At 62.2% G+C, this 14,761-nt stretch carries 14 protein-coding genes and 1 pseudogene; 3 read left to right on the forward strand and 12 right to left on the reverse strand.

From position 1 onward, the window contains the following. Nucleotides 1-22: 22 nt before the first annotated feature. Genes aroQ through G3N62_RS02895 form a run of 6 tightly spaced genes read right to left on the reverse strand, consistent with a single transcriptional unit; the run spans nt 23 to nt 4,339 of the window. Nucleotides 23-466, reverse strand: a complete 444-nt coding sequence (gene aroQ / locus G3N62_RS02870; protein ID WP_034190458.1) for a type II 3-dehydroquinate dehydratase — start codon at nt 464-466, stop codon at nt 23-25. Between the two features lie 19 nt (nt 467-485). Beyond that, a complete protein-coding gene (gene aroE / locus G3N62_RS02875) occupies nt 486-1,319 on the reverse strand; it encodes a shikimate dehydrogenase (protein WP_059562215.1) in 834 nt (277 codons plus the stop codon). Further along, entirely contained in the window at nt 1,319-2,539 is a 1,221-nt protein-coding gene (locus tag G3N62_RS02880; protein WP_124671159.1) for a CoA transferase, read from the reverse strand. The genes aroE and G3N62_RS02880 overlap by 1 nt, the downstream gene beginning before the upstream one ends. Beyond that, nucleotides 2,539-2,997 (reverse strand): MaoC family dehydratase, encoded by a 459-nt coding sequence (locus tag G3N62_RS02885; protein WP_034190461.1) that lies wholly within the window; start codon nt 2,995-2,997, stop codon nt 2,539-2,541. The genes G3N62_RS02880 and G3N62_RS02885 overlap by 1 nt, the downstream gene beginning before the upstream one ends. Nucleotides 2,998-2,999: 2 nt before the next feature. Continuing rightward, nucleotides 3,000-3,392, reverse strand: a complete 393-nt coding sequence (locus G3N62_RS02890) for a VOC family protein (protein ID WP_034190462.1) — start codon at nt 3,390-3,392, stop codon at nt 3,000-3,002. Continuing rightward, nucleotides 3,389-4,339 (reverse strand): 2-dehydropantoate 2-reductase, encoded by a 951-nt coding sequence (locus tag G3N62_RS02895; protein ID WP_034190463.1) that lies wholly within the window; start codon nt 4,337-4,339, stop codon nt 3,389-3,391. Before G3N62_RS02895 ends, G3N62_RS02890 begins: the two co-directional genes overlap by 4 nt. An 81-nt stretch (nt 4,340-4,420) precedes the next feature. On the opposite strand from G3N62_RS02895, the gene G3N62_RS02900 reads away from it, so the two are divergent. Continuing rightward, nucleotides 4,421-5,353, forward strand: coding sequence for a LysR family transcriptional regulator (locus G3N62_RS02900; protein ID WP_034190464.1), 933 nt, complete (start codon nt 4,421-4,423; stop codon nt 5,351-5,353). Nucleotides 5,354-5,482: 129 nt separating this feature from the next. Here the strand turns inward: G3N62_RS02900 and G3N62_RS02905 are convergent, their stop codons facing one another. From G3N62_RS02905 to G3N62_RS02915, 3 genes and pseudogenes are all read right to left on the reverse strand, one after another. Further along, nucleotides 5,483-7,750, reverse strand: coding sequence for a LamG-like jellyroll fold domain-containing protein (locus tag G3N62_RS02905; protein ID WP_124671160.1), 2,268 nt, complete (start codon nt 7,748-7,750; stop codon nt 5,483-5,485). 217 nt (nt 7,751-7,967) lie between these two features. Next, a pseudogene (locus G3N62_RS02910) lies at nt 7,968-8,117 on the reverse strand (integrase core domain-containing protein); the annotation flags it as partial. Nucleotides 8,118-8,244: 127 nt separating this feature from the next. Next, the gene (locus G3N62_RS02915) at nt 8,245-9,228 is read right to left on the reverse strand and encodes a GlxA family transcriptional regulator (protein ID WP_124671161.1); all 984 of its coding nucleotides are present in this window, start codon (nt 9,226-9,228) and stop codon (nt 8,245-8,247) included. Nucleotides 9,229-9,508: 280 nt separating this feature from the next. Between G3N62_RS02915 and G3N62_RS02920 the strand changes: the two genes are divergently transcribed. Further along, nucleotides 9,509-10,495 (forward strand): alpha/beta hydrolase, encoded by a 987-nt coding sequence (locus tag G3N62_RS02920; RefSeq protein WP_124671162.1) that lies wholly within the window; start codon nt 9,509-9,511, stop codon nt 10,493-10,495. A 209-nt stretch (nt 10,496-10,704) separates the two neighbouring features. Continuing rightward, on the forward strand, nt 10,705-12,183 hold the full coding sequence (locus tag G3N62_RS02925; protein ID WP_034190467.1) for a catalase: 1,479 nt from the start codon (nt 10,705-10,707) through the stop codon (nt 12,181-12,183). 293 nt (nt 12,184-12,476) lie between these two features. Here the strand turns inward: G3N62_RS02925 and G3N62_RS02930 are convergent, their stop codons facing one another. From G3N62_RS02930 to G3N62_RS02940, 3 genes are all read right to left on the reverse strand, one after another. Beyond that, complete coding sequence (locus G3N62_RS02930; protein WP_124671163.1) at nt 12,477-13,298, reverse strand: IclR family transcriptional regulator; 822 nt, start codon at nt 13,296-13,298, stop codon at nt 12,477-12,479. A gap of 35 nt (nt 13,299-13,333) precedes the next feature. Next, nucleotides 13,334-14,140, reverse strand: coding sequence for a transglutaminase family protein (locus G3N62_RS02935; protein WP_124671164.1), 807 nt, complete (start codon nt 14,138-14,140; stop codon nt 13,334-13,336). A gap of 8 nt (nt 14,141-14,148) precedes the next feature. Next, the coding region (locus G3N62_RS02940; protein ID WP_206141137.1) for an alpha-E domain-containing protein at nt 14,149-14,761 on the reverse strand (613 nt) is incomplete at its 5' end.

Consider the following 14,761-nt stretch of genomic DNA (forward strand, 5'->3'; position numbering starts at 1 on the left):
GGCAGCCGATGCGGGAATCGGCTTATTCGTCGCCGAGCGCCGAAACCGCGGCCCTCAGTGCGAGCAGATAGCTTTGGACCCCGAACCCGCAAATCTGCCCGCTGACGATCTCGGCCAGGACGGAGTGATGCCGGAACGGCTCGCGTGCATGAATGTTGGACATGTGCAGTTCGACGATCGGGCACGTGAGGATCGCCAGGGCATCGCGAATGCCGTAGCTGTAATGCGTCCATGCGCCCGCGTTGATCAGCACCGCGTCCTGGCGTTCCTCGAAAGCGCGATGGATGCGCTCGCACATCGCGCCTTCGCCGTTGGTCTGGAACGACTCCACCTGTACGCCCAGTTCCGTCGCCAGCGCTTGCAGCCGCGCATCGATCTGCGCGAGCGTGATCGTCCCGTACTGCGCGGGATCGCGCTTGCCGAACATGTTGTGATTGATGCCGTGCAGCATCAGGATCTTCTTCATGCGAATCTCCGTCGCGGGTTCAATCAAAGGGCACGGCCAGACGATCGATCACCGCGCTGGTCTGCGGGCGTACGCCGCGCCACCACGCGAATGCTTCGGCCGCCTGCTCGACCAGCATGCCGACGCCATCCGCGATCCCGTGGACCCCTGCGTTTTTCGCGAGCCGCAGAAACGGCGTCAGACGCTTGCCGTATGCCAGTTCGTAGGCCGTGCCGGCCGGGCTGAACACGCTCGGCGGGACCGGCGGCAGGTCGCCGGTCAGGCTGGCCGACGTCGCGTTGACGACCAGGTCGAAACGCCCCATCCGGGCGAGGTCCGCGTAGCCGCTGGCGACGAGCGGACCGCGTCCGGCGACCTGCTCGGCCAGTGCGCGCGCCTTGTCGACGTCGCGATTCGCGATGACCAGTTCGGCCGGTCCCGCTTCGAGGAACGGCAACAGCGCGCCGCGCGCCGCGCCGCCTGCGCCGAGCACCAGCACACGCTTGCCGGCCATCGGCAGGTTGAGGTTCGCTTCGATGTCGCGCACCAGCCCGATGCCGTCGAAGTTGTCCGCCAGGATGCGGCCGCCGTCGAACTTGAGCGCGTTGGCCGCGCCCGCCAGCCGCGCGCGCTCGCTGCGTTCGTCCGACATCGCGAACGCGTCGAGCTTGAACGGCGCGGTGACGTTGATGCCTTTGCCGCCACCCTCGAAAAACGCCCGAACCGCGGCCGCGAACGCGCCTGCCGGCGCGACGGGCCCCTCGATCGCCGTATAGCTGATGTCCTGCCGCGTTTCCTTCGCGAACAGCCCGTGAATCAACGGGGATTTCGTGTGCCCGATCGGATTGCCGATCACCGCGTATTGGTCGGTCATCATTGGCTCGCTTTTGAATAGAGGACGCCGTCGGCCTGCATCGCGTCGATCTCGGCCGAATCGAACCCGAGGGCGCGCGCGACTTCCGCGTTGTGCTGCCCGAGATCGGGCGCGACGTCGCGAATCGTCGTGTCGCAATCGGAAAACCGGAACGGCAGGTTGGGCAGGCGCAGCGTCCCGTAGCGCGGATGTTGTTGCTCGACGACCATGCCTCTGGCCTGGATCTGCGGATCGTTCAGCACTTCGTCGATGCGCTGCACCTTCGCGCACGGCACGTCGATGCCGTCCAGCAGGTCCAGTACCGACGCGACGGAGCGCGCGGCCACCCACGGCTCGACGACCGACAGAATCTCCGCGCGGTACGCATTGCGCCCGACGCTGTCGTGGAAGCGCGTATCGGCGCCGAAATCCGCCGGCCCGCCGTGCGTCGCGATCAGCTCGGCGAAGCGTTTCCACGCGTCGTCGACTTGCGCGGCGATCACGAGATCGCCGTCCGACGCGCGGAACACGCCGTAGAGCGTCGAGGTCGGCATGTCGTGCCCGGTCTGCTCGGGCAGCACGCCCTGCAGCGTGTAGCACTGCACCGCATATTCGTGCATCGATACCAGCGTGTCGTACAGCGCCATGTCGATGTGCTGCCCGCGGCCGCTCTTCACGCGCCCCAGCAGCGCGGCGTTGATGGCCGCGACCGCATGGATGCCGGTGTACATGTCGCCGAGCGAGATGCGCAGCAGCGGCGGCCGTTCGCCCGGCGTGCCGACCATCTGCATGATCCCGCTCTTGGCCTCGGCGATCAGCCCGAAGCCCGCGCGATGCGCATCGGGACCGGTATGCCCGTACGCCGAAATCGAACAGTAGACGAGGCCCGGATTGCGCGCCGACAGTTCGTCATAACCGAGCCCAAGCTTGTCCAGCGCGCCCGGCCGATAGTTCTCGATGAACACGTCGGCGGAGTCGCACAGCCGCTGCATGAATGCCTTGCCGCGCGCGTCCTTCATGTTGACGCTCACGCCGCGCTTGCCCATGTTGAGCTGCAGGAAGTAGCCGCTTTGCTGGTCGTCGAGCACGGTCGCGTGCTGCCGTCCGGCGTCGCCTGACCCGGGGCGCTCGACCTTGATGACTTCGGCGCCGAGCGCCGCCAGACAGCGTCCGACATACGGCCCGGCAAGGAAGTGGCTGTAGTCGACGACGCGAATGCCTTCGAGTGGGCGAGCCTGCATTACAGTGCCTCCGGGCGGCGCGGCACCATCAGGCGATGCTCGCCGTGTTGAACGACCTGACCGTCCTGATTGATCAGCTCCGACGGCAGCACGACGATGCCCCAGCCCGGGCGGCTCTTGCTCGCCCGCATCGAGCCGACGCGAAACTTGACGTGAAGCACGTCGCCGACCTTGATCGGCAGCAGGAAATCCCAGGTCCAGCCGAGCGACATGCCCGGCAGAAAGCGATAGTCGCTCTGCGTCTTCAGGCCGTCGGCGATGGACAGGCCGAACAGCCCGTGCGCGACGAGGCAGCCGAAGTGGCTGGCGTTCGCGTATTCCTCGTCCACGTGGACGGGCGTATGGTCGCCGGTGAGGTCGGCGTACGCGAGGATGCGCGCCTTGGTCACGGTGTAAGTCGGGCTCGTGCACGTGTCGCCCTCGCGGGCGTCGTCCCAGTATTTTTCGACGATCGTCATGGTCATGCCTCCGCGCGCGGGTTGATCGCCAGTGCCTGCGCGACGCAGGAAGCCGGCCTGGCCTGGATCAGTTCGACCGCCAGCCCGTCGGGCAGGCGAAGCCAGTTCCGTCCCTGCGGCATTTCCGTCACGCCGAATCGTTGTGCCGCGGCCAGCGCGGCCTCCAGGTCCTCGCACATCACGCCGAGATGGGCGAGGCGGCCTTCCGGGCCGTCGTGTTCCGGCGCGTGGATGAACTGCAGGCCGCCGAGCGTCCAGTACTGCCGCGGCGCGTCGAGCGTGCCGTCCACTTCGCGCAGGGTCATGCCGAGCACGTCCTCGAAGAAACGGATGTGCCAGCGGATGTCCTTCACCCAGATCGCGACGTGTTCGAGATAGGCTTTCGGGACGCTCATGCGGCGGTCTCCTTCCGTTGACGGTCGGCCATCGCGCGTTCCAGCCCCTTGATGCAGGCGACGAGCGTGGCATTGACCGGGGTCGGCACGCCGTAGCGCTGCCCCCAGCGCACGACCGAACCGTTGATGAAGTCGATTTCGGTGATCGAGCCCTTCTCGAGGCTTTGTAGCATCGACGTCTTGAAGCTCGCGGGCAGCCCCTCGGCGGCCAACGTCCATGCCTGCTCGGGATCGGTCATCGACAGCTTCACGCCCGCCGCCTGGGCGGCCGCGATCGCCTCGGCCACGGCCGCGAGCGACGTCGCCTTCAACAGCGGCTCGTCGTAAAGCTGCCCGTAGGTGAGGCCGGTCAGGCCGGTCAGCGCGCCCGTCGCGACATTCACCAGCAGCTTGTCCCACATCGTGCCGACGATGTTGTCGCTGATCGTCGTGGCGAGGCCCGCGGCATTGAACGCGGCGGCGATTGCCTCGACGCGCGGCGTGATGCGGCCGTCGAGTTCGCCGATATAGGTGTATTTGCCGATCACGCCGGATTCGATGTGACCCGCGCCGCGCAGCACGCCGCCGACGTAGGTCTTGCCCGCGAGGACGCGCTCGCGGCCGACGACGTCGATCAGGATGTCCTCGTGTCCGAGGCCGTTCTGCAGCGACAGCACGGTGGTATCGGGCCCCACCAGCGACTGGGCGCCGCGGATGGCCGCATCGGTGTGGAACGACTTGACCAGCACGACCACCAGGTCGGCCACGCCGACATCGGCAGCCCGCGTCGTCGCGTGGACCCGTACGTGGCGGGTGCCGCCGGTATCGTCGACGCGCAGGCCGTTATCGCGCATCGCATCGACGTGCGCGGGCGAGCGGTCGATCAGCCAGGTCTCGTGGCCACCTTGGGTGAGGGTGGCGCCGATCGCGCAGCCCAGTGCGCCGGCCCCCAGAATCGCTATTTTCAATGGCTTCTCCTTGACGTATGGCGTCACGATAGGAGTCGCCGCTCATGCCGACAATGCAATGGATACAATGTCGTCATTGCCATGGACAATAACGCCACGATGCCCGCAGACCTGCCCGACCTGAAGCTGCTTCAGCTTTTCGATCTCCTGTACGACGTGCGCAGCGTCACGCGCGTCGCCGAGCAACTGGGCCAGAGCCAACCGACGGTCAGCATCTGGCTCGGGCACTTGCGGGAACATCTGCACGATCCGCTGTTCATTCGCACGCCCGGCGGCATGGCGCCGACCCCGCAAGCCGACGCGCTGATCGGGCCCTGCCGGGAAATTCTCGAATCCCTGCGGCGCTTCACCGCGTGGGAGATCGCGTTCGATCCCGCGACGGCCCAGCGACGGTTTCGCATCTGCATGACCGACGCGAGTCACGTCACGCTGCTCCCGCGGCTGCTGGCCCATGTCCGCGCGCAGGCGCCCGGCGTCCGGCTGGAAGCCGCACGGATCGACGGCAATACGGAACGCGCGCTCGAATCCGGCGAAGCCGATCTCGCGATCGGCTACGTGCCGTGGCTGGGCGGCGGTATTTATCAGCAGAAACTGTACGACCAGGACTGGGTCTGTCTGGCCAACCGGCATCATCCGAGGATTCGCGGCCGCCTCGGCGCGAAGCAGTACCGTGCCGAAGGCCATGTCGCCATTACGGGCGGAACGGGGGCGCAACTGCTCGAACAGGCGCTGCGGCAGGCGCGCATCGAGCGAGACGTCGTGCTGGAGTTGCCGGGTTTCCTGGGTTTGGGTGCGATCGTCCAGACGACCGACCTGATCACGACGTTACCGCGCCATATCGGCCAGACCCTGGCTCAGGCGAGCGATCTGGCGGTTCATGCCTGCCCGATCCCGGTCGAAGGCTTCGCGGTTCGGCAGCATTGGCATGCGCGCTATCACCACGAGGCCGGCAATCGATGGCTGCGCGGTGTCGTGATCCGGTTGTTCGGTGCATCGCATCCTTCCACGGCGTAGGGAAGTGCGCGTGTTCGGCGGTGCCTGGAGACCGAACGTCACCGCCGGACGGCAGCCACGAACGGCACGACCGGTTCTCCATGCACCGATCGTGCCGCCGTGTGGCCGGACGGCGTGCGCTTGGCGGCCTCAACCGTTCATCAGTGCCACGATCTGCGCGGCGCCGAGCGCACCGCGGTAAATGCGCAGGTCCTCGAGCAGGCCGTTGAAGGTCGAGACGGGGTACTGCGATTTGCCGAGCCAGTTATGCGTGAGACCGCCGAGCCGGAACGGCGCGAGAAACATGCCCGTGTTGCCGGCGACCGGCTTGCCGTTCATGTAAAGCGTCGCCGTCGGGCCGGCGAGCGTGACCGCCACGTGCACCCATTGCTTGTCCGGCATCGTCGGTGCGTCGACCATCTGGTCGCCGAACCCGTTCACCGCGATCGCGAAGCGCATCGACTGATTGTCGGTGCGCCAGTCGGTACGCGGCATCAGCGTGACGTAGCTGCCGAAGCGGCCGCTCAGGTCGAGAATCGGCGCCCAGCTTTGCCCGCGGTCGTTCCAGTACACCCACACCGCGATCGTGAAATCCGCTACGTCGGACAGAATCTCGCCCGCCAGTTCGACGTACGCGCCGGCTCCGTTGAGCGACACCGCATGGGTGCGGCGTCCCGGGGCCCATGTCGCCCCGTTCAGCGTGCCGTGGTGGCCGTTGCCCGACCGGTCGGCGGCCGTGAGGCCGCTGCCCTCATCGAACGTCAGGTGCGCGAGCAACAGCGTCGAGGTTGCCACCTTCACCTCGTTCGACGCTGCCGATTCGCCCGCCGGCGTTTGCGCCGTGACGACATAGAAGTACGTGCCGGGCCCGGGCGGCGTATCGGTGTGCGTCAGCCAATCGGTTACGCTGGTGCGGAGGGTGGTGTACGGCCCCCCGGCGATCGTCGCGCGCTTGACGTTGTAGCCGCTCGCATTGCTGCATCCCCACCAGGACAGCACGACCTTGTCTGCGCTTGTGTAGCCGGTGAGGCCGCTCGGCGTCGGGGCCGGCGCGCCCGGATCGCGCGTGCACGTGAGCGTGCCGTAGCCGAGCTGGTCGTAGCCGCCGCTGGCGCTGCCGTAGTTGCCGCCGCCGCCTTCCGGCGCAACGAATTCGGCAAAGCGTTGCGTGTAAGGTGCCGCGAGACCCTTTCGATTGATGTAATGGTTTGCCACCAGGGCCCAGCAAGGGCGGCCGCCGCCTTGCGAACCGGTCGCGAACGCCGTTTGCGTGATGTCCACGTTCTGGTAGGTGGCGAACGGCACGGGGAAGAACGAGCCGTCCGCCTGCTTGAGGTTCGACTTCGCCACGTATTCGGCGCCCGCCAGGAAGCGGTTGTTGTCGTAACCGTACAGATCGATGCCCTGATTCCACGCCATCTCGCAGATCGCGCCGGTCAGCGCGATGCCGAGCTGGGTATGGCCCTGGTCGCGGCCGGCTTCCTGCCATTGGCCGAGGTAACCGGGGTGTACGAAATAGACGGCCATGCCGATACTGCCGTTGCCGGCGCCGTTCTTGAAGTACGAGACGGCATCGTCGACGATATCCGCGTTGTCGCACAGTACGCCGATGGCCAGCATCGACGCGAGGTTGCACAGTTCCCAGTTGGCCCAGTAATGCGTGCGTTGGCGGTCGACGGGGCGGTGCAGGAACTCGTGGTTGATCGGATGGAAGACATCGAGCATCATCTTCTGAAACGCGGCGAGGCCGCTGGCACTCCAGCCGTCGTAACCGCGCATCATCTCGCCCACGTTCGCGAATTCGTAGCCGTAGATGCCGGCAGCCAACGCCACGTTGCTGTTGCCGCCGAGCGCCGTGAGCGTCGACGACCACCTGTCCAGGTACTCCACCGCCTTGTCGCCGTGACGCTTGTCGCCCGATACCCGCCAGCACAGTGCATGGCCATAGGCGAAGGCGATGTCGCCGTAGAGGATCCAGTAGTTCTCGTTGCTCCCGCCGCGCCTGATCTCGGGCTGCGGGTTCGGGACGCTCGTCAGGCGGGTATGGAAGTTGGAGAGAAGCAGGTTCCAGCTGTCGATCCACGGGGAAGCATGTGCGCCGACCTTGGCGCGCATGCGTGCGAAATCCGCTTCGGTATGCAGTAGGCCGGGATGGGAAAAGGTGCGGATTCGAGCGGCGCCGGTCGACGGCGTACCGCCCTCGCTACCGTTCGATGCGGGCACGGCGCCCGACGACTGACCGCTACTGGTCGGCGCTGCGCGCACGCCCTCGGCAAACGCGTTTTCACTGTCTCCGCCACATCCTGCCAGAAGCGTTGCACTGAGTCCCATCAGGAAATGGCGCCGCGCAATGTTTTCGATGATACCGAGCCCGGCGACTTCCTCCGATAAGGGTGTCGCCGTGTCCTTGTCTCTCATGTATGGACTCCTTTTCTTTTGATGTAATCGAATTGTTAGTAAATGTACTAACTGTTCCGTATTTTGTTATGAGCGGCTGGATATTCTATCCAGCAGGGCAGGGGGGCGATCAAGAGGTAAATAACGAATTCACTGATGACATGTGTTTGTCATGTCGGCGACGTAGCGGCATCGAGACGCGCGGGGACGTTGATCTGCGGCGGGATTTTGTAGCCAATCAGGCAGTGAGTCTCGCGTCGATATTGTCGGAATCCAGCCAGGCTCGACGGACCGTGGCCGGAGGTTGGTAGCGATGAGCGCGGTGGGGCCTGCGCTCGTTATAGAACTGCCGCCAGCGTTCGATGAGCATCCTGGCATCGGCGCGGCTGCAGGCCGTCGATTACCAGCATCTGCTCGTCGATAAATCGCTTCTTCATCGAGTCCTCCTCGTCCCTGGGATAAAAGAGAACTCACTTGCTGGATGGCTACAAGAAACGTCTCAGGTCACCCGGCCTTTATCGTGGTCGAAACTTATCTCGATATATTTTAGGAAGGACTCCAGTTATTTTCCGAAATATTTTCCTGAAGGCCGATGAATCTGAATATCCAATCGACCAGGCAATATCGTTGATTGTTTTATTCGTGAGCTCCAGTTCCTCGCGCGCCTTCATGATGCGGATCTGCTGAATATATTCAGTAGGACGCATCCCGGTCGCCTTCGTGAAGCGGCGTATGAATGTTCGCTCCGTGAGATGTACTCGAGCAGCGAGATTTTGGATGGAATGATCTTGTGCCGGATGGGCATGCATATGATGTTGTGCACGGACTATTTCCGTGTCGCCGTGATCGAACCTTGGTGAGAATGTGCGAAACGCGAGTTGGTCTCGGCGCGGTGCGTCGCTCAATAGGAAGCGTGCGGTCGAAAGCATTACGGCCGGTCCCATCAATTTCGAGACAAGCGCCAATCCAAGATCAGTCCAGGCAAGGATGCCTCCAGCTGTAATGACGTCACCGTCGTCTATCACCATATCGTGTGTTACGAGATCAATCTCAGGAAAGCGGCTTGAGAGCAAGTCTACAAAGGCCCAATGAGTCGTAGCTGTTCGACCATTCAGTAGACCGGTTTGTGCCAGAACGAAGGCGCCGGCACATACGGAGCACACTGTCACTCCCTCAGCATGACGGGCCTTCATCCATGAGGCGATTACAGGTGTCAAGGGCATTCTGTCGGGCATAACAACGCTCGGCGGAAGGATAACGTGTGTTAGCCGATGGTCTTGCTCAGGGTGGCTGTCCCATACGCAGGAAACAGTGCCCAGGGCCGTATCGAACTTCCAATGCGATACCCGAATGTATCGCCCGCGAAGCGCAGCGCCGAGGTGGGTGGACCACTCGGTCGCGATCCTAAACAGGTCTGTCAGTCCGTGAATTGCCGCCATCTGACAGTCCGCATAGATCAGTAGACCAACTTCTGCCACTTGTTCAGGAGCAGCACTCATTTTGTCAGATTCGACTCTATTTTTGGCAGTATTAACGCGTCCCATCTTGATGTCCCTCACGTAGAATTTTTGACACCACACCGGACTTCTTTCTACTTGGACCCACCGAGTGACGAAGCAAAGTGGACGGGGCGTAGACGAGCATGACGCAAAGATTCTACCTCCTCTTGGACTAAGTCTGGTTGGTCTTGTCGACCGATTTTGGTCGGCTCGGCGAGTGCGGTGTCATCCTTGCGCCGATGCGTGAGGGATACAGAACGTCGTTTCAGGAGTTCATAAAATGAGTACTACCAAGCAGGAATCCATCCCTCTTCCGCCCACACCGTATCTTGAGTCCGCAGCTCGTGCGCTCTGCGACGCTACGGATCCGCATCCCCGCATCTATGAAGTGCCGCCCGAACGTGGCCGAGCAATTCTTCGTGATCTGCAGAGCGGGAAAAACGTTGATCGACCGGATGTCGAAGAGCAATGGGTTACCATCGATGCCGGAAAGTGGGGGAAAGTGCCCACTCGCATCATTCGACCGATTGGCGCTACCGCGCCGCTGCCTGTTGTCTTCTATATCCATGGTGCTGGTTGGGTATTCGGCGACGACAAGACGCATGACCGACTGTTTCGTGAGCTTGCTGTCGGAGCGGGGGCGGCCGGCGTATTCCCGGTCTACACAAACGCCCCCGAGGCTCGATATCCGACGCAAGTCGAGCAAAACTATGCGGTCGGTCTCTGGCTTGCCCAGAATGGCGCGAAGTACGGTCTGGACACGTCGCGCGTTGCAGTAGCGGGGGAATCCGTGGGCGGCTGCATGTCTGCTGTTTTCGCGTTGATGAACAAAGAGCGCGGCGGGCTCAAACTCAAGGCGCAGGTACTTCTCTACCCCGTCGCCAATGCCGATTTCGAGACGGCGTCGTACGTTCAGTTTGCCGAGCACTGGTATCTCGCTCGCGATGGCATGAAATGGTTCTGGGACCACTACTCCGATCCGGCACAGCGAACCGAGCACCACGCTGCACCGCTTCAGTCGACCTTGCAGCAACTCGAAGGACTCCCGACTACGCTCGTGATTACGGCGGAAGCGGACGTGCTGCGTGACGAGGGCGAGCACTACGCGTCGAAACTCCGCGAAGCGGGAGTCGACGTGACTGCAGTCCGTATTGCCGGCACAACGCACGACTTCATGTTGCTCGATAGCTTGCGCGACACAAGAGCGGCGAATGTCGCTCGTAAGCTCGCGATCGATGCTCTTAAGACCGCGCTTCATTCCAAGTAATGCCGACGCCGCCACAGTATTTCGGTGCCCGGCGCGGCGCTGGTGTAGCTGAGGCGGCGTTGCAATCATGGCGCGTCCGGGGCGAGTCCTCATTGCTCAAGGACCGGCACCGTGGTTGGTCTGTAGTTCGCTATGGCAGCTGTCGTCAATCTTGATGTACGGGTGTCACGGTGTCGTATGCATTCGATCTCTGTAAGGGAAAGCAGATTATGAGTAGCAGGAAGGTTTTCACGAACGCCACTGGCGCGCCCGTAGCAGATAACACCAACATTTTGACCGCCGGCCGGCGTGGACCAGCGCTTCTGGAAGATGTCTGGTTGATCGAAAAGCTCGCTCACTTCGACAGAGAAGTCATCCCCGAGCGACGCATGCATGCGAAGGGATGGGGATGTTATGGGACGTTCACCGTTACCCGTGATGTGACACGTTATACCAAAGCCAAGATTTTTTCGGAGGTTGGGAAGAAAACAGACTTGGTTGTTCGTTTCTCAACCGTGGCAGGGGAGCGCGGCGCCGCCGATGCTGAGCGTGATATCCGTGGTTTCGCAGTCAAGTTTTATACGGAAGAAGGTAATTGGGATATCGTAGGCAACAATACCCCGGTTTTCTTTTTCCGGGATCCGTTGCGCTTCCCAGATCTGAATCATGCGATTAAGCGTGACCCCAGAACGGGGCTCCGATCGGCCAATAGTAACTGGGATTTTTGGTCACTGCTGCCAGAAGCGTTGCATCAGGTGACGATCGTTATGTCTGATCGTGGAATTCCCAGAAGCTTTCGGCATATGCATGTGTTTGGCAGCCATACCTTTTCCATGGTTAATGCTGTCAATGAGCGCGTATGGGTCAAGTTTCACTTTCGTACCCAGCAAGGCATTGAAAACCTGACCGATGAGGCGGCTGCGGCAGTCATCGCGATTGATCGCGAAAGCCATGGTCGCGATTTGTTCAACGCGATCGAGCGCGGTGACTTTCCGAAGTGGACACTTTATATTCAAGTCATGACCGAGGAGCAGGCACAACACCACAAACACAATCCATTCGATCTTACGAAGGTATGGCCAAAGGCGGACTATCCGTTGATCGAGGTCGGTGTAATGGAATTGAACCGATATCCGGAAAACTATTTCGCAGAGATCGAGCAGGTCGCGTTCTCACCAGCCAACATCATTCCTGGCATCGGATACTCTCCGGATCGTATGTTACAAGCTCGACTGTTCTCATACGGTGATGCTCAACGCTATCGCCTTGGAGTGAATTTCAATCAGATTCCGGTCAACGCACCGCGGTGCCCCTTTCATAGCTACCATCGAGACGGTGCGATGCGAACGGATGGAAACCTTGGTGGAACGACGGCGTACCAGCCGAGCACTGAAGGAATGTGGGGAGATCAGCCGGAATTCGCGGAGCCGCCGTTATCGATCGATGGGCCAGCTGGACGCTTCGATCACTATGTTGACGACGATCACTATGAACAGCCTCGCGCGTTATTTCAGTTGATGACTGAGGACCAGAAGCAACAGCTATTTGACAATACTGCCCGAGCCTTGGGCGACGCAAGCACGGTCGTCAAAGAGCGCCACATCGCGAATTGTGCCAAGGCTGACCCTGCATACGGGGGCGGCGTGGCCGCAGCGCTGCTGCAATTAGAGCGCGATAGCGCTATTTCCTTGGATGGCGCTGAACAATAATCGAATTTATACTCGACCATCCACAGAGGAAACACACTATTTTTTAGTATATTTACTGTTTTTCTGTCCCCGCCCCTATGCCAGGGTTTAATCGGATTTGGGGTGGGTTTTTTTATGTAAATGCTATGATGAAAGTGATGGTCGAATTTCAATCTTGAAAATTCGGTAGATTTTTATGTGTGAAAGTAGGCGGGGGGCGTACTTTGCCGTGTCAGGTGACCCTATGGAGGTTGCGCAATATATTTGCAGCGACTTACCTTCCGCCATGCCGGGCTCCCGCGCAGGGTTTCCCGTCAGCAGGAGGTGTTTTGGGGTATCGACAGATGATCGGCCGTGCGGAGCAAGGCCGCAACGACCTTGTCGACCGTCGGCGCCATGTGCGCGTCGATCCGGCGCATGTACGGGCAGGTCAGCACCGCGATCGCATGGTCGGACGACCCGAGGATCGGCGCGCTCAGATCGGTCACGCCATAGGCCTGACGGCTGTCCTGGCGCAGGTAGCCGGACTGCCGGATGGACTGGCATGCATACGCGAGTTCCTGCTCGTTCAGCGGCGCCTCTCCCTTGACCTTGCGATGCTCGGCCAGCATGTGCGCGCGCTGCTCGGGGCCCTGGAACGACAGCATCACGCGCCCCGACGCGGTATCGGCGAGCGCGATACGGGAGCCTAGCCGCACGGATACACCCCACGTGCCGGGGCCGTCGACCTGCGCGATCACGAGCAGGTTGCCGCGGTCGTAGACGGTCAGATGGCACGACTGTTCGACCGCATCGGCGAAGCGTTGCATCGGCGTCAACGCATCGGCGATCAGCCGACTCATCGGCGGATGCCGGTGCGCGAGCGCGAACAGCTTGAGGCCGAGCGTGTAGCGATCGCCGCCGGTCGAACGCATCACGTAGCGGCGTGCGACGAGGCGCTCGAGCATCCGGTAGATCTCGCTCGCGTTGCGGCCGAGTTCCTTCGTGATTTCGGTGCGGGTGAGGCCTTCCTTCTGCTCGGACAGGAGTTCGAGAATGTCGAGTCCCTTGTCGAGCGCCGGGGCGCGATAGCGGTCGATCGCGTCGATCGAATCCGGCAGCTCGAAGTCGGATGGCAGGGCGCGGGTCGTTTGCATCGTCGGTGCGAGTGCCGGGATTTTCGTCGCTCGACTCATCGGGCCGGCAGGGTGACCGCGATGTCCACAGCCAGCGTTTCCGCGCCCGAATTCGACCGGATGCGGGTGACGGGCGCGGCGCTGCAAGCGTCGATGCCGGTCGCCAGCTTCACGTAGTGTTCGTCCGGGCAGAGGTTGTTCGCCGGATCGAAGCCGATCCATCCGAGCGGGTCGACGTAAACTTCAGCCCACGCATGATCAGCGGCTCCGGTTTCGTCATCGTCGCTGATCAGATAACCGGAAGCGAAGCGCGCGGGAAGGCCGAGCCGATGCGCCACGGCGATGAAGACATGCGCATGGTCGCGACATGTCCCGCCGGAACGGATCCACGCCGCTTCCGCATCGGTGGCGTCGTCGCCGTTCTCGAACCCCGATGCGAGGCGATCGTGCACGATGTCCATCAATTCGTGTAGTTGCAGCAGACGGTTCTGCGTGCTCTTCAGGGCCGACGCAAGTTCGATCAGCGAGTCCCCGGGGCGCGTGAGCGGCGATTCGCGCAGGAACAGCCACGGATTGGTCCGATCGTCCGCGGAGCCCAGCACGCCGTCCTTGTTGTGCGTCGTCACTTCGCCGCGTGAAACGATGACGATCTCCGGGTCGTCGTTCGGGCGACGCACCAGGTCGACATGGTTTCCGAATCCGTCGATGTACGACAATTCCGGCTGCCTGTCGTTTGCGAGCAATTCCCAACGTCCGACCGTTTGGCCGGGATTCGACAACGGTCGCAGTCGAAGGCGCTGCAGTGCCTGCGGCAATGGCGTGTCGAAGGTATAACGCAGGGTGTGGGCGATTCCGATATGCATTGCGGTACTCAATCGAAATTGTAGGCCTGGGCGATGTCGAGCCCCAGTTGCTGATTGCGCCGAATGAATCCGGTCAGGAACTCGTGCAGGCCGTTCTTGAAGATGCGTTCGATCGTGCTGTCGGACAGCATCGTGAGCGTCTGCGCGGCGGTGTCGTGGCACGCGTGAGCGGTGCCATGCTCCTTCACGAGCAAGTTGAGGCTCGACATGACGCGCCCGTAGCAATGGCGCAGCGAGCGCGGCATGCGGCCGTTCAGGAGCAGGTAGTCGGCGATGTTCATCGGCTTGTACTTCACGCCGTACACCCAGCGGTACGAGTTGTGCGCTTCGACCGATCGCAGGATCGATTCCCAGTGGTTGGTATCGAGGATCGTGCCGACGTGCGATACCGACGGCAGCAGCAGGTGGTACTTCACGTCGATGATCCGCGCGGTGTTGTCCGCACGCTCGATGAATGCGCCGATCTGCGCGAAATCGAAGATCTCGTTGCGCAGCATCGTGCTGTAGAAGCTGCCGAGGATCAGCGCGGTTTCGCGCTTCACTTCGTCGAGCACGGCCGGCAGCTCGCTCTCCGGCACCGGCTGCGCCAGCGCGCGGCGCAGCGCGAGCCACGCGCCGTTC

Origin of the sequence: Burkholderia sp. Tr-20355, from assembly GCF_017104685.1 — a bacterium.
GTDB classification, from domain to species: domain Bacteria; phylum Pseudomonadota; class Gammaproteobacteria; order Burkholderiales; family Burkholderiaceae; genus Burkholderia; species Burkholderia seminalis.